This is a genomic window from Kitasatospora sp. NPDC058063, from assembly GCF_042885395.1.
Taxonomy (GTDB): Bacteria; Actinomycetota; Actinomycetes; order Streptomycetales; family Streptomycetaceae; genus Kitasatospora; species Kitasatospora lactacystinica.
Map to the genome: position 1 here is coordinate 59,390 of NZ_JBHVSD010000020.1, position 17,102 is coordinate 76,491.

Annotated in this window: 16 protein-coding genes and 1 pseudogene; 8 read left to right on the plus strand and 9 right to left on the minus strand. The window is 73.2% G+C overall.

The window, feature by feature from the left end:
* Positions 1 to 19: 19 nt before the first annotated feature.
* Entirely contained in the window at positions 20 to 772 is a 753-nt protein-coding gene (locus tag ACFVUY_RS29720; RefSeq protein WP_387735082.1) for a histone-like nucleoid-structuring protein Lsr2, read from the minus strand.
* A 183-nt stretch (positions 773 to 955) separates the two neighbouring features.
* Here ACFVUY_RS29720 and ACFVUY_RS29725 point away from each other — a divergent pair, with 183 nt between their 5' ends.
* A complete protein-coding gene (locus ACFVUY_RS29725; protein ID WP_387735084.1) occupies positions 956 to 1,768 on the plus strand; it encodes a hypothetical protein in 813 nt (270 codons plus the stop codon).
* 101 nt (positions 1,769 to 1,869) lie between these two features.
* On the opposite strand, the gene ACFVUY_RS29730 is transcribed toward ACFVUY_RS29725, so the two are convergent.
* Both ACFVUY_RS29730 and ACFVUY_RS29735 read right to left on the minus strand, forming a co-directional pair.
* Complete coding sequence (locus tag ACFVUY_RS29730) at positions 1,870 to 3,108, minus strand: cytochrome P450 (RefSeq protein WP_387735087.1); 1,239 nt, start codon at positions 3,106 to 3,108, stop codon at positions 1,870 to 1,872.
* A gap of 204 nt (positions 3,109 to 3,312) precedes the next feature.
* A complete protein-coding gene (locus ACFVUY_RS29735; RefSeq protein WP_387735089.1) occupies positions 3,313 to 4,917 on the minus strand; it encodes an MFS transporter in 1,605 nt (534 codons plus the stop codon).
* Positions 4,918 to 5,041: 124 nt separating this feature from the next.
* Here ACFVUY_RS29735 and ACFVUY_RS29740 point away from each other — a divergent pair, with 124 nt between their 5' ends.
* Positions 5,042 to 5,977 carry a helix-turn-helix transcriptional regulator gene (locus ACFVUY_RS29740; protein WP_387735091.1) on the plus strand — a complete coding sequence of 312 codons (936 nt, stop codon included), beginning with the start codon at positions 5,042 to 5,044 and terminating at the stop codon, positions 5,975 to 5,977.
* A 106-nt stretch (positions 5,978 to 6,083) separates the two neighbouring features.
* Here ACFVUY_RS29740 and ACFVUY_RS29745 read toward each other — a convergent pair whose 3' ends face one another.
* A complete protein-coding gene (locus ACFVUY_RS29745) occupies positions 6,084 to 7,580 on the minus strand; it encodes an alpha/beta hydrolase family protein (RefSeq protein WP_387735093.1) in 1,497 nt (498 codons plus the stop codon).
* 456 nt (positions 7,581 to 8,036) lie between these two features.
* Here ACFVUY_RS29745 and ACFVUY_RS29750 point away from each other — a divergent pair, with 456 nt between their 5' ends.
* The 3 genes from ACFVUY_RS29750 (at position 8,037) to ACFVUY_RS29760 (ending at position 10,704) form a co-directional block, all read left to right on the plus strand.
* Entirely contained in the window at positions 8,037 to 9,218 is a 1,182-nt protein-coding gene (locus tag ACFVUY_RS29750) for a sensor histidine kinase (protein WP_387735096.1), read from the plus strand.
* Positions 9,215 to 9,877 (plus strand): response regulator, encoded by a 663-nt coding sequence (locus tag ACFVUY_RS29755; protein WP_387319900.1) that lies wholly within the window; start codon positions 9,215 to 9,217, stop codon positions 9,875 to 9,877. The genes ACFVUY_RS29750 and ACFVUY_RS29755 overlap by 4 nt, the downstream gene beginning before the upstream one ends.
* A 359-nt stretch (positions 9,878 to 10,236) precedes the next feature.
* On the plus strand, positions 10,237 to 10,704 hold the full coding sequence (locus tag ACFVUY_RS29760) for a DUF6623 family protein (RefSeq protein ID WP_387690553.1): 468 nt from the start codon (positions 10,237 to 10,239) through the stop codon (positions 10,702 to 10,704).
* A 196-nt stretch (positions 10,705 to 10,900) separates the two neighbouring features.
* On the opposite strand, the gene ACFVUY_RS29765 is transcribed toward ACFVUY_RS29760, so the two are convergent.
* Together ACFVUY_RS29765 and ACFVUY_RS29770 are read right to left on the minus strand one after the other, a co-directional pair.
* The gene (locus ACFVUY_RS29765) at positions 10,901 to 11,368 is read right to left on the minus strand and encodes an NUDIX domain-containing protein (RefSeq protein WP_387735099.1); all 468 of its coding nucleotides are present in this window, start codon (positions 11,366 to 11,368) and stop codon (positions 10,901 to 10,903) included.
* Entirely contained in the window at positions 11,355 to 11,489 is a 135-nt protein-coding gene (locus ACFVUY_RS29770) for a hypothetical protein (protein ID WP_387735102.1), read from the minus strand. Before ACFVUY_RS29770 ends, ACFVUY_RS29765 begins: the two co-directional genes overlap by 14 nt.
* Before the next feature lie 458 nt (positions 11,490 to 11,947).
* On the opposite strand from ACFVUY_RS29770, the gene ACFVUY_RS29775 reads away from it, so the two are divergent.
* Complete coding sequence (locus ACFVUY_RS29775) at positions 11,948 to 12,481, plus strand: NUDIX hydrolase (RefSeq protein ID WP_387690551.1); 534 nt, start codon at positions 11,948 to 11,950, stop codon at positions 12,479 to 12,481.
* Here ACFVUY_RS29775 and ACFVUY_RS29780 read toward each other — a convergent pair.
* Positions 12,478 to 13,791 (minus strand): helix-turn-helix domain-containing protein, encoded by a 1,314-nt coding sequence (locus tag ACFVUY_RS29780; protein ID WP_387690549.1) that lies wholly within the window; start codon positions 13,789 to 13,791, stop codon positions 12,478 to 12,480. The genes ACFVUY_RS29775 and ACFVUY_RS29780 overlap by 4 nt on opposite strands.
* A 337-nt stretch (positions 13,792 to 14,128) precedes the next feature.
* On the opposite strand from ACFVUY_RS29780, the gene ACFVUY_RS29785 reads away from it, so the two are divergent.
* A complete protein-coding gene (locus tag ACFVUY_RS29785; protein WP_387735104.1) occupies positions 14,129 to 14,539 on the plus strand; it encodes an ATP-binding protein in 411 nt (136 codons plus the stop codon).
* Positions 14,540 to 14,553: 14 nt separating this feature from the next.
* The gene (locus ACFVUY_RS29790) at positions 14,554 to 15,105 is read left to right on the plus strand and encodes a hypothetical protein (RefSeq protein ID WP_387735107.1); all 552 of its coding nucleotides are present in this window, start codon (positions 14,554 to 14,556) and stop codon (positions 15,103 to 15,105) included.
* Between the two features lie 736 nt (positions 15,106 to 15,841).
* On the opposite strand, the gene ACFVUY_RS29795 is transcribed toward ACFVUY_RS29790, so the two are convergent.
* Both ACFVUY_RS29795 and ACFVUY_RS29800 read right to left on the minus strand, forming a co-directional pair.
* Complete coding sequence (locus ACFVUY_RS29795; RefSeq protein ID WP_387690543.1) at positions 15,842 to 16,210, minus strand: hypothetical protein; 369 nt, start codon at positions 16,208 to 16,210, stop codon at positions 15,842 to 15,844.
* A 252-nt stretch (positions 16,211 to 16,462) separates the two neighbouring features.
* Positions 16,463 to 16,813 (minus strand): annotated as a pseudogene (locus tag ACFVUY_RS29800) (NAD-dependent epimerase/dehydratase family protein); the annotation flags it as partial.
* Positions 16,814 to 17,102: the final 289 nt, after the last annotated feature.

Below are 17,102 nucleotides of genomic sequence, written 5' to 3' on the forward strand. Positions count from 1 at the left end.
AGGGAGGCGGCGGGGCCGCTCACCGCCGGGACACCTCGTAGGCCTCGCGGACGGTCGCGGGGACGCGTCCGCGGTCGTTGACGAGGAAGCCGTGGGCGCGGGCCCAGACGCGGACCGGCTCGTCCTGCGGCCGGGGGCGGGGCTCGCGGGAGGCGGCGGGCCCGCCGGGGCCGGTCCAGTCTCCCGTGGGGGCTCCCTCCAGGCAGTCCGCCGCGTGATGGAAGAGCGCGGACAGCGAGGCGTACGCGCCCTCCTCGGGGCAGGACGCCTCCGTCCACGTGCCGAGGGTTCCGGTGGCGGTGTCCAGGAACGTCCCGTAGAAGCCGTCGCGCTCCGCGGCGACCGGCACCCAGGTGCGGCGCCAGAACGGGCAGTCGGGGTCCTCGGACGGCTCCGCCTCCTCCAGGCCCATCCGGCTGAGGTAGACCCGCTGGATGTCCGTCAGGCCCAGCAGGAGATGGCCGTTGGGCAGGGGCACGGCGCAGGCCCGCGTCACCAGGCACGAGGGCATGTCGGGCCGCGTGCCGGCGTCGATGCCGTTCACCAGCAGCCACTGCCGCAGCTCCTGCGGCAGCGTCAGGCCCATGCGCCGTTCGGCCCAGTCGACGTCCTCCCCGCTCCCCGGACCGCCGAGGGCGGCGAACACCGCCGGGTCGTGCCGCTCCAGCCACCCCGTCACCCGGCCCCACGCCCGCCGCACGTCGTCTCCCGCCCCGTGCGCCGCCCCGTGCGCCGGAAGTCCGGTCGCGTGCGATTCCTGCTGGTCATCCATGGGGCGACCGTACGCGGGGCCACCGACAGGGGCCGGCCGGACGCCCGGCCGGACACCCGACCGGGGAGTTTCGGCATCGATCGGCCGGTTTGTGATCACGGTTCGGCGACCTTCCGTCCGCCCGGGGATCAAATCGCTCCTCCCCGCTCCCCGGCGGCGGTAGGTTTCCCGACGCACATATTCGTGATCGTCACGGGGGATTTCACCATTTCCACTCAGTCTGCCGAGCTGCCCGAGAGCGCTGCGCCCACCGAGCCCGTCTCCGACGCCCCGGCACCCGACCCGGGCCTGCCCGGCTACGGCGAGGGGCAGCTCAGCTGCCGGTACTGCGGATCCGTCCCGGCCGTGGACGCGACCTTCCGCGGGCACCTGGGCCTCATCATCATCCTGAAGTACCTGAAGACCCGGGGGCCGTTCTGCCGCAGCTGCGGCATCGCCACCCACCGCGAGATGACCTCCGACAGCCTCTGGCAGGGCTGGTGGGGCATCCCCTCGATGATCGTCAACCCGATCATCATGCTGATCAACATCCCGCAGCGCCTGAAGGTCGACAAGCTGGCGGAGCCGCTGCCCGGCGCGCCCCGCACGCCGATGGACCCCGGCAAGCCGGTGTACCTTCGGCCCACGATCATCGGAGTCCTCATCCCGGCGCTGCTGATCTCGGTGATCTACCTCGTCGCGAAGCGCGACCCCGACTTCGCCAAGGCCGGCGACTGCATCCACAACAACAACCCGATCGCCACCGCCCTGCCCGGCCTCGTCGACAAGAACCCCGACGTCGAAGTGGTGCCCTGCTCCGACCCCACGGCCCAGGCCCGCGTCGTGGGCCGCGAGGAGGACACCAACGACGGCGAGGCCGCGTGCAGGAAGTTCCCCACCGCCGACGGCTACTTCACCTACAAGCGGAGCAGCACCGAGTACACCCTCTGCCTGCAGAGCCTGGAGACCCCGCAGCGGACGAGGCCGACCACGATCTTCGGCCCCGTGAACCCGTGAACCCGTGAACCCGTGACCCCGTGACCCCGTAGTCCTCGGACGGTTCCCGGGCCGGCCCGTACCGCAACGACCGTTCGCACAAAGGGCGTTCGCGGCAGAGGTCAGGCGGCCGGGGCGGGCGTGGGGACGATCCAGAGCTCGGACGGGCCGTTGATGATGACGGACTCCATCCGGGCCGGCGCCGCCCTGGACGGGTCCAGGACGGCGCCCGGGTAGGCGCCGAAGAGCCCGTCCAGGGCCACTTCGGCCTCCAGGCGGGCCAGCGGCGCGCCCAGGCAGAAGTGCGGGCCGTGGCCGAAGGACAGGTGCTCCTTGTCGGGGCGCGTCGGGTCGAAGTCGTCCGGCCGCTGCGGATGGACCTCCGGGTCCCGGCCGGCCGCGCCGAAGCCGAGCAGGATCGGCTCGCCCCGCCGGACGACCACGCCCTCGCCGAGGTCGATGTCCTCCAGCGGGTAGCGCAGCGGGATGTGCATCACCGGGCTCTCGTGGCGCAGGGTCTCCTCGATGACGTCCCCCCAGCCGAGGCCGCCCTCGCGGACCCGGGCCAGGTGGCCGGGGTGGGTGAGGAGCGCCTGGACGGCGCTGGTGATGAGGTTGACCGCGGTCTCGTACCCGGCGCCCAGCATCAGGAAGAGGATGTCGCGGGACTCCTCCTCGCTGCGGCCCGTCCCGCCGCCGGTGGCGACGGCGGCCACGTCGGTGGCGAGGTCGGGCCCGGGGGAGCGCCGTTTGAGTTCCAGCAGGTCGGTCAGCACCACGTTGATCGCCGCCCGGGAGGCGGTCATCTGCTCGGTCGTGGCCGTCGTCGTCAGCAGGGTGTCCATCGACGTGCCGATCCGCGGCCGCATGTCGGCGGGCACGCCGAAGAGGTCGCAGATCACCGTCATGGTCAGCGGGAGCGACAGCGCCCGGCGGACGTCCACGGCCTCGCCGGGGCCCAGGCCGCGGAACGCGCCGACGAGGGCGGCGGTCGTCGCCTCGATCCCGGGCCGCAGCCCGGACACCCGGCGGGGCGAGAAGGAGGGCGCCATCTGCCGTCGTGCCGAGCGGTGTTCGCGGCCGTAGAGGTTGAAGAAGTTCTGCTGGAACGCGATCGGCCCCATCGGCCACCCCTCGGGCACCGAGGCCAGGCCGGGCCAGTGCCTGCGCGGGTCGCGGGAGATCCGGGGATCGCCGGTCAGGGCGCGGATCACCGAGCTGCGGGTCACGGACCAGGCGATGATGCCGCCGGGGAGTTCGACCCGTACGGCGGGCCCGGCGGCGCGCAGCTCCGCGTTCTGCTGGTGGACGCGCCGGGCGGTCATGTCCAGCACCGGGCAGCGGCTGTCGTCTGGAGCCATGGCATTGCTCCTCACGAGCTCTCAGGAACTCAGGAACTCAGGAACTCTCGGGACCTGTCGGGAAACTCTCGGGGCCTGTCGGGCACGCCCCGGTGGACGGTGTCCCGCGGCGGATGGGGGCCTGTGCTCCGTTGTAGAGGGGCGCGGCACGGCCGTCAACGGGGCATTGGCCCGTCCGGCGCACCGCCCCGGCGCACCCCCGGCTCACCCCCGGCGCACCTTCGACTCCCGCCCGCCCCGCGCCCTCAGCGCCCGGTGGGTGAGCACCGCCCCCGCCGCGGACAGCACCGCCAGGACGACCCCCAGGACGTGCAGGGCCCCGGTGAACCCGGCCGCCAGCGCCTCCCGCCGGGCCGGGTCCACCTGCCCCTGGACGGCCCGGGCGGCGAGCCGGGCCGCCTCGCCGCCCGGCAGGCCGGGCAGGTGAGCGGCGGTCAGCGTGGTGAGCAGCGCGGCCGCGCCCGAGACCGCGACCGACTCGCCGGTGATCCGCATCGTGTTGAAGACGCCGGCCGCGGCCCCGGCGCGCTCGACCGGCACCGTGCCCACCGCCGCGTCGTCCATCACCCCGAACGCCAGCCCCACCCCGGCCCCGAACGGCAGCAGCGGTACCGTCAGCGCCGCCCACCCCGCGCCGCCGCGCACCGTGACCAGCAGCAGGGCACCCAGCGCGATCAGCGCCGAGGCACCGGTCAGCACCGTGCGGACGGAGAACGCCGCGGCCAGGCGCCCGGCCGGCAGCGGCAGCAGCAGGACGGGCACCGTCAGCGGCAGCAGGAGCAGACCACTGGTCAGCACGGAACGCCCGCCCACCCCCTGGAGGTAGGCGGGCAGGTAGACCAGCAGCACCACGAAGCCGAGGGTCACGGTGAACGGCTGGCACACGACCGCGAGGAACTCGGGCCGCCGGAACAGCCGGACGTCGAACATCGCCCGCGGGCCCCGGCGCAGCTCCACCACCGCGAAGGCCGCCACCAGCAGGGCCGCGCCGGCCAGCGGCAGCAGGGTGCCCGGCGCCGTCCAGCCGGCGCCGCCGGCCCGGACCAGGGCGAACGACAGCGCGGCGAGACCCGCGGTGAAGCAGCCCAGCCCGCCCAGGTCGATCGGCGCGCGGCCCGGCGCCCGGGACTCCGGCGCCCGGACGGCGCACAGGTACGCGGGCACGGCCAGCGCCGCGACCAGCAGGAACACCGCCCGCCAGCCGCCCGCCTGCACCAGCGCGCCGGCCGCCGGGGGCCCCACCGCCAGGCCCGTGCCGAAGGACGTGCCGAGCACGCCGAAGGCCACCCGGCGCCGCCGCCCGGACGTCGAGTGGGCCAGCACCGCCGCGCCCGCCGCCAGGACGGCCGCCGCCCCGCAGCCCTGCACCGCGCGGGCCGCGTCCACCACCGCCATCGACGGCGCGAGCGCCACCACCAGGGACAGCGCGCCGACCAGCGCGATCCCCGCCAGCAGCACCCGGCGCCGGCCGAGCCGGTCGGCGAGGGCGCCCGCGGCCAGCGGCAGCGCGGCGAAGGTGATGTTGAAGGCGTTCAGCATCCACTGGGCGGCGTCGGTCGAGGCGTCGAGGCGGGCGGCCATGTCGGGCAGCGCGACGGCGGCGCCGGTCACCGAGAACGGCAGCATCACGCCGGCGCAGCCGACCGCGGCGACGGTGGCCCGGTAGCGGTCCCGGCCGGCGCCCGCCGCCGCCGGGAGGCCGCCCGCGGAGGCGGGAGAGCTCGCAGAGGCGGGAGGGCTCGCGGAGGCGGGAGAGCTCGCAGAGGTGGGAGGGCTCGCGGAGGTGGGAGGGCTCGCGGAGGTGGTCATGCGCCGATCGTCGGCGGGCCGTGCGAGCGGCGGGAAGGGAGTCCCGTTCCCTGGGTCCGACAGGGCCACCCTGCGGGCCCCGCACCCCCGAACGGCACCCCCCGCCGCCCCCATACTGGAACGCATGGCCGACCCGAACCCGCTCGCCGGCAGCCTCGGCGAGTACCTGCGCACCCGCCGCGCCCTGCTCACCCCCGAGGACGCCGGGCTGCCGCCGACCGGCCGCCGGCGGGTGCCGGGACTGCGGCGCGAGGAGGTCGCGGAACTGGTCGGGCTCAGCACCGACTACTACGTACGCCTCGAACAGGGCCGCGCCGACCGGCCCTCCGACGAGGTGCTGGACGCCATCGGACGGGCGCTGCGGCTCGGCCCCGCCGAACGCGCCCACCTGTACGACCTGGCCCGCCCGCCGCGCCGGGCGGCGGAAGGGACGGCGGGCCGAGTCGCGGGAGGGTCGGCGGGCCGAGTCGCGGGAGGGTCGGCGGGCCGGGCGGCGGGACGGGCCCCGGGGCGTTCGGAGGCGCTGCGCCCGGCGCTGTGGCGGGTGGTCGAGGCGATGGCGGACACCCCCGCCCTGGTCATGAACGACCGCAACGACGTGCTGGCCTGGAACCGGACGGCCGCCGTGCTGATCGCCGACTTCCCCCGGCTGCCGCCGCGCGAACGGAACATGGCCCGCCGGCTCTTCCTCGACCCGGACGCGCGCGAGGTCCACCTCGACTGGGCGGAGGCCGCCCGCACCACCGTCGGCATCCTGCGGATGGCCGCCGGGCGACGGCCGCACGACCCCGAACTCGTCCGCCTGCTCGGCGAACTCTCCCTCGGCAGCCAGGAGTTCCGCACCCTGTGGGCCGGGCGCCATGTGCACGAGAAGAGCCACGGCCGCAAGCGCTTCCACCATCCGGCCGTCGGGGAGGTCGCCCTCGACTACGAGACCTTCCGCGCCCCCGGCACCGCGCACCACCTGCTGGTCGTCTACACGGCCGCGCCCGGCAGCCGGGCCGAGGAGGCGCTCGTCCTCCTCGGCGCGCTCGCGGCCGAACCGGCCGCCCGGCACTGAGCGGGCCGCCCGGCGCCGAGTCGGCCGCCCGGCGTTGAGCGGGCCGCCCGTACGGCGCTGAACCACCCCGGCGCCGGGCCGGCGCCGGGCCGCCCGTCACCCGGCGTCACCCATGGCCGCCCGGGCGGTGGACGCTGAGGTCACCGTAGGCCCGCAGGGCGCCGGCCGGGTCGCCGGGCCGGTCCCGCAGGACGGCGTCCAGGAAGGCGAGGGTGGCCGCGGCGACGACGCGCGGGCTCTCGGTGCGGCCCAGGGAGCCGACGAGCGAGGGCACGGGCGGCAGGTACAGGGGGCCGTCCATGAAGGTGAGATGGGCGGCGCCGGGGACGGTGAGCCGGTAGCTCGTCGCGGTGCTGGAGTCGAGCGCCTCGGTGAGGCGGGGCAGGTAGCGCGGGTCGGTTCCCGGGGTGAGGGCCTGGGTGAGTGCGAGCGTCGGCCGGTCGAGGGCGGGCGTGGTGGGGCCGTGGGGGTAGCCGTCCAGGTCGACGACGGCGCCGAACCGGCGGTCCTGCCGGGCCGCCTGCAGGGCGGCGGCGCCGCCCATGGAGTGGCCGCTCACCGCGACCCGGCCGGTGTCCAGACGTCCGGTCAGCGGGTCGGCGATCCCGCCCCGGTCCAGGGCGTCCAGCTGGGTGAGGACGAAGCCGAGGTCGGCGGCTCGCACCGCCGTCCAGCCGGCCGCCAGCTCGTCGTCCTTGTCCCGGTCGCCGCTGGAGGCGGTCTCGGTGGTGATCGTCCGGCCGTCGGCGAGGACGACGGCGGCGGAGTCGTACGGGTGGTCGAGGGCGGCGACCACGTAGCCGTGGCTGGCCAGTTCCTCCGCCCAGGCGGTGTTCTGGGTGCGCACCCCGCCCGACCCGGGGGAGAACAGCACGACCGGGAACCGTTCGCCACCGCCGGCCACCGGGGCGTCGAAGACCGAACGGCTGCGGGCCCGCGGAACACCGTCGACCAGGAAGCCCGGCAGACCGACGCCGCGGGCGAGGGCCTCGGAGACGGTGCGCGCCTCGCGCTCGGTGCGTCCCAGGTACTGGGCCCGCCGCGTGCCCGCGGGGCTCTTCCGCGCCGGGTACCAGAGCTGGACCACGACGGTGCGCAGGTCGTTCGGATCGGCCGTGAAGGTCTCGGGGCGGCGCGGGTCGGTCCACTGCACCACGCGGGTGCCGACCGCGAAGGCGCCCGACGGTTCGGGGAACACGGGTACGGGAAAGGCCCAGGCGGCCACCGGGCCGGTGGCGATCAGGCCGGCGCAGGCCACCGATCCCGGCAGCGCCAGCCACCAGCGGGCCCGCCACGCCGGCCGGCTGCCGCGGCGCCGGCGCCGCAGCAGCGGGGAGAGGGCGAACGGCGCCGCGAGGGCGGCGCCGGCCAGCACCGGCAGCAGCTGCCAGCGGATCCCCGTCACGGCCAGCGCGAGCGCGGACGGTACGAGGAGCGCCCCCGCCGCGATCGTCACGCGCGGGCGGGCGGCGGGGGGAAGCCAGCGCGCCGCCACCAGCGCGACGGCACCCAGCAGGGCGAGGATTTCCAGGGGGGACATGGGCAGTCCCGCGATGTTCTCGGTCACCCGGCCATGCTCGGCGCCGGGCGTGCGCCGCCGCATCGATCACGGGTCGCCGCCGCCTGCGACCGGGGTCGCAAACCGCGCAACGTCCCCGTACGACCGCGGCGGTAGTCGAGCATGCCGGATCGGCGGCCGCACTGCGACCCCGGGAGGTAGCGGGACTCCTCCTGCGGGCGTATCCCGGCCCGCAACGATCAGACGGTGGACGCATGTGCCGCGCGGGCCGGCGGCCTACCGTGAGCAGGGCCGCGGCCCGTAACAGGCCGTCCGCGGTGGCGGCCCCGACCCGGGGCCGCCATGACGTCGAGTCGACAGGGACGTGCGATGACCGAGGCGGCCGCGGAACCCGGCCACGCCCACCGCGACCGGGTACCCGCGCCTGTGCCTGCGCCTGCGCCTGCATCTGTGGGGATGCGGGCGCGGGCCCGGTGGGCGAGGACCGCCCTACGACTGACGCAGTACGCCGACCGTGCCCGCGCACGAGCGGCGCGACCGGTGAAAGCCGCCGGGCGCTGGGGCTCCCGGCTGCCGCCCGCGGTGCGGGACGCGCTGCTGCCGGCGCTCCTGCTCCTCAACGCCGCGACCACACGCCCGCCGCACGAGCTGCCGGTGGCCGTGGCCCTCACCGCCGCCCTCGCGCTGCCCCTGCTGTGGCGGCGCCGGGCCCCGCGCACGGTGTTCGCCGCGGTGGCGGCCGCGGCCCTCGTCCAGTGGCTGACGGGAGTCCAACTGCCCGCGGACGTCGCCCTGCTGGTGGCCCTCTACACGGTGGCCGCCACCTCGGGCCGGCGCGGCGCGCTCGTCGCCGGTGCCCTCGTGGAGGCGGGGGCCCTGCTGGCCTGCCTGCGCTGGGCGACGGAAGGCGCGTTCCTGACCCCGTTCGTTGCGGTCACCGCGATGGTCGTCGCCGCCGCCGTCCTCGGCGTGAACGTGCGCACCACGCGCGCCTACCTCGCGGCCCTGGAGGAACGGGCCGCCCGCCTGGAGCACGAACAGGAACAGCAGGCGCGACTGGCCGTCGCCGAGGAAAGGACCCGCATCACCCGGGAGATGCACGACATCGTCACCCACAACCTGTCCGTCATGGTCGCGCTCACCGACGCCGCCGTCTACGCCCAGCACCGGTCGCCCGACAGGGCCACCACCGCGATGCTCCAGATCTCCGAGACGGGCCGCCAGGCCCTGACCGACATGCGGCGCTCGCTGGGCGTCCTGCGCACCGACGAACCGGACGCGCAGCGCCACCCACTGCCCGGCATCGCCCAACTGGAGGCCCTCGCCGACCAGATGTGCGCCGCCGGACTGCCCACCCGCCTCGACGTCCACGGCGGCCACGCCCACATCCCCGCCACCGCCCAACTCACCGTCTACCGACTGGTACAGGAAGCCTTGACCAACACCCTCAAGCACACACCCGCCGGCACCCGCGCCACGGTCCGCATCCAGTGCTCGACCGCGGCCGTCACCGTGGACGTCACCGACAGCGGCCCCCGCCCGCCGCATCCGCGTCCCGCCGCCGCACCGTCCGGCCACGGCATCCCCGGCATGCGCGAGCGCTCGGCCGCCTACGGGGGGACGCTGTGGGCCGGACCGCTCCCGGACGGCGGCTGGGCGGTCCGCACCCGCCTGCTGCTCGACAGCGGCGAAGCGGCGGCGAGGGCGACGGCGCCCGCATGACGATCCGCATCCTGATCGCCGACGACGAAGCCCTGCTCCGGATGGCCTTCAGCACCGTCCTGGACGCCCAGCCCGACATGGCACCCGTCGGCGAGGCCGCCGACGGCGCCCAGGCCGTGCGCCTCGCCCGGGAACTGCGCCCCGACGTCGTCCTCATGGACGTCCGGATGCCCGGGACCGACGGCATCGAGGCGACCCGGCAGGTCGTCGCGGCCTCCCCGCACAGCAGGGTGCTCATCCTCACCACCTTCGACCTGGACGAGTACGCCTTCGCCGGACTCAACGCCGGCGCCTCGGGCTTCCTGCTGAAGAACGCCCGGCCCGAGGAACTGCTCACCGCGATCCGCAACGTCGCCGCGGGCGACGCGGCGCTCTCCCCGCGGATCACCCGCCGCCTGCTGGAGAACCTCCGCCCGCACATCCCCGACGGCCGCAACCCCGAGCACGACGAGCGGCTGGGCCGGCTCAGCGCCCGCGAACGCGAGGTGCTCGTCCAGGTGGGCCGCGGCCTGTCCAACGCGGAGATCGCGGCCACCCTGTACCTCGCGGAGGCGACCGTGAAGTCCCACCTGGGGCGCATCCTGCACAAGCTCGAACTCCGCGACCGGATCCAGGCCGTGGTCCTCGCCCACGAAAGCCGCCTCGTCCACCCGGCCTGACCCACCACCCCCGCCGCCCGCCGGTCGTGCGCGGGAAGTCGGCCCGGCCGACTTCCCGCGCGGCGTGGACGTCCTCGATGTCGTCGGCGAGCGCGTACCCGCATCGCGGTGAAATGCGCGCAGCCGCTCATCGCCGGAAAGGGCGTTTGCGCGATGGCAGGCCGTCCGTCCGTCTCCGGCCGGGGCTCGGCGAGTTGCGTGCCCGGGCTCATGCGGCGAGCCGCCGTCTTCACCGTTACTGTACGAATCGGTAATGGGCCCGCGACAGCAGAAAGTATGCGGGGCGGGACTCTTGTGAGCCGGGGCTCCGGAGTGTGAGACTGCAAGAAAAGAAATAACCTGCCGAGGAGGTGGGTATTGTGGCGCTGCAGGCGAGTTGGGTCCACGGGAACGCCATGGTGGTGGAGAATCCCGAGAACCTCAGCCGCAACGGACACTTCGGGTGGGGTTCCGATGTGGACATCACACCCGGGAAGACCAGCTGGTTCCACATCGCCGTACCGACGCCGGTGATCGTCAACGACGTCCGGACGAACCTGGTCAGGGTCTTCGTCCTGTTCAAGACCGACGTCGGATTCGGCCGGCTCACCCGGGTGCACGTCTGGGACGCTTCCGGAGGGCCCATCCAGCAATTCGAGAACCTCGCAGGCGAAGGCGAACACCGCACCGGGCTGGACGGCCAGAACACGTTCAACCTCGACCAGCCCCATTCCGTGGCCTTCGGTATCGGAATCTCGTTCTTCGTCGTCGCGGCGATCGGGTTCGACACGCCGATCGCCCCCTCGCGTCTGATCCTCGGAACGGCGGGTGGTGATTTCACGACCTGACCGCCAGTCATTCCATCAGCCGCTCGGGGCATCGCGGTCGAACGCTGTCGGATTCGACCACGAGTCCTGGCGTCGGTTGCTCACGGTGTCCTCGGACAGCGAAGTCGGTCGGCTGCGAACCGGCGGCCCGGACGGCGTGTGCCAGGTGCGCCCGCGGTGGCACCGCCGCCATGACCTCCCGCGCGCACCAGTCGTGTCAGCGCACCACGGGGATCGCCCCGGAGCGCCAGTCGGCCAGCCGCTTGCGGATGCTCGCCACCATCGGCAGCCCGTCCGTTTCCGCCGGGGTGAACCACGCCACCTCGTGGGACTCGTCGGACACCCGCAACTCCCCGCCGAGCGGGCGTCCGAGGAGGCAGATGGAGAACTCCTGGCGGACCTCGCCGTCGTCGTAGGCGAAGACGTGGCCGGGGTCGGTGTAGGTGCCGACGATCCCGGTGATCTCGACGTCGATGCCGGTCTTTTTGTACGTCTCGCGGATGCCGCACCCGGCGAGCGACTCGCCGATGTCCATCTTTCCGCCGGGCAGGGCCCACATCCCGTTGTCGCTACGCCGCTGGAGCAGGACACGGCCCGCATCGTCGACCACGACCACGGATGCGGCCGGGACCAGCGAGTTGGCGGCCGGGGCGTTCGGGTCGTCCTCGTAATCACGCCTGGGCATGATCCACCACCTCTGCTGCCGGGGCCGTCCATACGTCACGGCCGTTCGCCCATAAATCCTCGATGTGACCGGTGAAGCGATCGAACACCCCGTCGTCCTGGGCCCGCCTGAGGTGCATCATTGGGGCATCGTGGCCGAACGCCGCCGGATTTGACCACGAGTCCTGGCGTCAGTTGCTCACGGCGTCCTCGGACAGCGAAGTCGGTCGGCTGCGAACCGGCGGCCTGGACGGCGTGTGCCGGGTGCGCAGTCCTCGACGTACTGCACCTTGATCGGGTGGTGTCCGGGCCGCCGTGGTGCAAACGCCGCCCACGTCAGCGAAGACGACGCTCCATGTACTGACGAGGACCATGACGGCGCGGGCGCCGGCGAGGACGCCAGGGGACGTCCTTGCCCCGCTGGGCGACCCCTGCGGCCGGGCGGCAAGCCCGACTGCCCGTCACGCAAAGCGCTCGGCCGGGCAGGCGGGCGCGAGCGGCTCGGTCATGCGCTTCCAGTACAGGTCGTCGGCCGTGCCGCCGTCGCTGGCACCTCTGGCAGGATGGCGCCGACCCGCCCCACCGAGATCATGAGGTACGAGTGAGCAGCGAGTGGACCGTCCACGGCAGCCGTCCCGTCTACACCAGCCCGTGGGTGCGGCTCGACCTGGTCGACGTCGAGCCGCTCGGAAGGGACCGGTACGAGCACCACCTGGTGCGGTTCGCACCGGTTGCCGCCGTCGTATTGATCAACGATCGGGACGAGGTGCTGATGATGTGGCGGCACCGCTTCGCGACGGGCACCTGGAGCTGGGAGATCCCCAGCGGCATCGTTGAGGACGGAGAATCCCTCGAGGCCGCAGCGGTCCGCGAGGTGTTCGAGGAAACCGGCTGGCAGGTGGACGAGGTCGAGGCACTCGCCTACACCCAGCCCATCGGCGGCATGAGCAACGCCGAGCACCACGTGTTCCTTGCCCACGGCGCCACCTACGTCGCACCGCCGGCGGACACCCATGAGGCCGACCGGATCGAGTGGATCCCGATCTCCCGGATCCAGGACATGATCGACCGGCGGGAGATCGTGGCAGGCGTCGCGGTCACCGGGCTGCTCCAACTGCTCGCCCGGCGTCCCTAGTTCGGCAGGGCCAACATCTCGCGAAGATCAACAACCAGCGGCAGGCGGGCCGCACGGGGTGGAACCGCCGCCGCGACTTCCCGGGCCCGGGCCAGCACAATCCCGGTCCGGTGTTCGTCCGGGAGCGTGGCAACCGCCACCATGCTGGTTTGCGCTCCCGAGCCGATCTCACCGATACGCATCAGGCCGTCTGCCTGGTCCAAAGCAATGAGCGCTCGGTCGAGGTACTGGGTGGGTGTGTAGAGGTTGAGAGCCTGGTCAAGGGATTGCTGCGCGCGCCGGATGTCACCAAGCGTGGTGTACATGCTGCCCATGTGCCATCGAAGTTGACGCTCCGTGTACCCGTATGCCAGGTCGGCGGTGTGTTCTGCCCCCAGCCGGACGAACGCCCGTTCAGCGAGGACCATGGCGGCGCGGGCTTCCTCGTGGCGGCCGAGGCGCGCGAGCGCGCGAGCTTTCAGCGCAGGCGCCCAGGCTGCGGTGGCACACACCGTGGTACCCGCGATCACCCGGGCCCGCTCGGCCAGCTCGGCCGCGCCCGCCGGCGCCCCGTAGTAGAACGGGATGACGGCCTCACGTGCTACAAGCCACGCGCGGAGGGCACGGTCATGAGTTTCCTCGGCCGCAAGCTGTGCAACCCGGTACCAGGCCCGTGCTTCGCGGTGCTCGCCCATCGCAACCAGGGCGATGCCTGCGGTGGCGGCGAGTCTGGCAGCGACGTGGCAGAGACGGGTGCGGTGGTCGGCCGACTGTCGGCGACTGAGGAGCTGCCGGACGTCGAGGAAGTCCAACACGGAATCGCCGAGGAGCCGGGCCGGCGGAGTGTGTTGGTAAGCATGGCCATACTCGGCAGCGGTGTTCTCCCACTGATCCACGGTGGTGTCGGCCACGCTCGCGGTGAAGACGGCGGCCCCGTCCTGGCGGGCGCTCATGAGGGCGGACAAGACCGGAGCGGACAGGCTCAGGCCTACCTGGCTGAGCAGTCCACGAAGTATGGCGTGCCGGGCAGTCGGCATCTCTGCCTGCATCGGGTCCACGGAAACCTCGGTGCTGATGCTGGTGCTCGGGGCGGACTCAGGGGCAGCTTGGCTGTCCACAGGGGTGTAGTCGGTGCCGTAGCCCAGACGGTCTGGTCTGGTCTGGTGGAGGCGGCACAACGCGTCAAGACGCTCGATCGATGGCCTTGTGGTGCCCTGCTCCCAGGCCGAGAGCTGTTGCACGGTGACGCGGTGGCCCAGCTGGGCGAGTTCGTCGGCTGCCTGTCGCAGGGACCATCCACGGCTGAGGCGTGCAGCCTGAAGCAGACTCACAGCGCATTCACGCGCGATTGCGCTGGATAGCTGCCAGGGTGTCCAGCCGGAGGCCTCAGCGGTGGAGACAAGTCGGGCAGCGGCAGTCCGCGGGTCGGCGGCGCGGGGCATCTTGGCTCCGTCCAACAGAGGGTTGTAGTTCCACGCTAGGCCATTCCTGCGGAACCCTGAGTCGGCTTTCGTCACGCTGTGGTGAATGGCTGTCGACCTGTAGCGGCCCCACCGTGAAATCACGGTGGGGCCGCAATTGCCGGAACCCACCGTTGCGATCGATCCTCTCGTTACGTTCCTCTCCGCGCCCTCCGAGGTCCCCATGCTCACTGCCCGTCGTCCCCGCATGTTCGTTGCGCGCCTCGATTCCCGTATCGAGTCCACGCCCCTGGCGCGCTACCTGCTCCGCGCGTACCTCTCCGCCCTCCCCTCGGGCGACCGGTACTCGGACACCGCCGAACTGTTGCTCGGCGAGTTGTTCGCCAACGCCGTCCAGCACTCCGACGCCCCCGACGACTGTCACATCGAGGTCCGCTTCACCGTCACCGGCTCCCGTCTGCGCCTGGAAGTCCACGACGCCGGCACCGACCACCCCACCCTCCACACCCCGACCCCCGACGACGAGCACGGCCGAGGCCTGCTCCTCGTCAACGAGTTGGCCGAACGCTGGGGCAGCGCCAACCGCCCCGGCGGTATCGGAAAGTTCGTCTGGGCCCTTATCGCGCCCGCCCCCGGTCCCGCCCTCGTCACCGTCTGAAAGTCCGAACCCCCATGCACCTCACGACCCTCGCCGGCCACGCCCTCTCCCGCGGCCGCACCCCCGCCGACACCTACGCCCTGCTCGCCCGCCGCACCCACAAGCCGGTGCCCTCCGCCCGGGCGGTCTGCCTCGCCCTCACCATCCCCCTGGCCGAGACGATCCGCCGTCTCGACGAGTGCCACGACGCCCTGCTCGCCAACCCCCGCGCGGGTTCCGAGACCGACACCGGCGAACTCCTCGAAGCCCTCGGCGTCTTCGACGTCCCCGCTTCCCTCACCGACACCGAACTCAAGGTCGTCGACCACTTCCTCGTCGCCATCGACGCCATGGGCGGCATCCGACCCGGCCACCACCACGGCCTCCACCGCTGGTTCACCACCGGCAACCTCACCGCGGCCTACCTCTCCCTCGCCGCCGCCCGACCCATGCCCCGCACCGGAAACCTCACCCTGTACTGGGCCGCCCTCGTCACCGCCGGCGAACTCCTCACCACCACCCCCAACCCCGACACCCGCCTCAAGTACGCCCTCACCCACTGCCGCACCCAAGCGGCCCGTATTTGAATTCCGCGCCGTGCACAGGAAGTCGGACCCGCCGACTTCCTGCGCAGCGCGGCAGGAGCCGGGCGCGTTCACCGTCGCGCATCCGCGAGCAGCGTCCGAGCTTGACTCTGTCGGTGACCTTGCGGGCTCGGGTGCCAAGGGTTCGCCAGGACTTCGGCCGGGGGATGTCGTTCTCGTCCGGGTAGGTCCGGAAGGCGGTCGGCGGTCTCGATAACGAGGTTTCGTCCCGGTGACATGTGCGGCGAACCCCTTCCAGCTGATGATGTGCCCGCGGCGGACGTGGCGAGCCGTCGTGTCGTGGGGGGAGACGATCGCCGAGGCGGAGAGTGGCGGGCTGCCGTCGTCGGCGGCGAGGATCCTGGCCTTGGGCCGGGTGGGGTTCTTGCCCGGACGGACCGGTCGTCCGTCGCGCGGGTACCAGCCCGCGAAGCCCCGTTGCACCACAGCCCGTCCAGCCGGTCTCCGACCCGCATTGCGGTCGTGCCGACGGGGTTGCTCGACCGTGCGATCCGAGCGGTCGGAGAAGGAACTTGCTCACCGGAGCCGGGGCGCAGCGACAACTGACACCTCAACAACTGCACGGTCTTCGATCAGCCCCGAGCATGCCCGCTGATCACGTCGGCACCGGCGCGTCCGGTCCCGGCGCCCTCGGTCAGGTCCTCGGGTCAGGCACCCGACCGAGGGTCCGGGCGGATCAGCGGATCAGCGGATCAGCGGAGCCGCCGGGGGCGCCGGATCAGGAGACGCGCTTCAGCTGCCAGGCGTTGTTGTTGAGGCTCGGGTTCGACCAGGCGACGCAGCTGCTGGTGTAGTAGGAGCTGGTCTGGACCCAGCCCGCGGGCGGGTAGGTGGTGGAGCAGGCCTGGACCACGGTGCCGACGGGCAGTCCGGTGAGCTGCTTGATCTGCTTGATGTTCGGGCTGAAGCTCCCCGTGCCGCAACTGCTGCTGTAGCCCCAGCTCACGTCGACGAAGCCGGCCGGGGTGACCACGCTTGCGCACGAGGTCGTGACGTCACCCGGGGCGGCCTGGGCGGGCGCGGCGGCCAGGGCGAGCATCGCGGCGGTGGCGGCGACGGCCATACAGGTGGTACGAAGGCGAATCATGGGTGAGGCTCCTTCTGGTCGGGGGTGGCCGGTCAGGCCGTGGAGCCATTCCTATGGTTTGATCACCGGTTTCGGATAGCGACTTTCAGGCCTAAAGATCCAGCGCGCAGAGCGGCGGCCAGGACGCGCGGGAAGGCTGGAGAACGGGACACGCGGGGAAGGCGGGGGCGGGCCCGGACCGGTCCGGGCCCGCCCCCGCCTCGGGTGCCGGTGTCGGACCTGGTAGCGGTCCGGCGCGAGCAGGTGCAGGTGCTCGGCGTCCCGGCCGGAGGCGACGAGCAGGGCCTTGGCCGGGTCGTCGATCGACATCTCGCCGCCGGTGCCGAGGTTGACGGTCTCGCCGAGCGCGCGGTCGGCACGGGCGATGGCCAGGAAGCCCTCCGCGGTGTCGGTCTCGTAGGTGAAGTCGCGGGTGGGAGTCGTCGAGCCGAGCCTGATCTCCCGTGCGCCGGAGTGGAGTTGGGCCAGGATGGTGGGGATCACGGCGCGGGCCGACTGGCGCGGGCCGTAGGTGTTGAACGGGCGGACCGCTGAGGCCGGCAGTGCGAAGGTGTGCCGGCAGGAGAGCGCCATCATGTCCGCGCCGATCTTCGAGGCGGAGTACCGGGGGGGGAGATGCCATCACCCGGCGCGCAGCCGCACACGCCGTTCCCCCGGCGGCGAGCTGACGACGGCCGACCGGGGAACGGTCCTGCTGGTCCGCGAGGTGGGCAGGGATGCCGACTTGTCCGATGCCGGCCCTGTTGCCCGTGCGGGCGTGGAGGAAGGGTGCAGCTCGGGGGGGGGGGGGGGGGGGCAAGGGGCCCAGGGCCGCGGGGCCCCCCACCGGGGCCCCCCGGGGGGATGACCGGGCCCGGGGGAGGACCCCCGACAAGGGGGGCGGACACCGGCC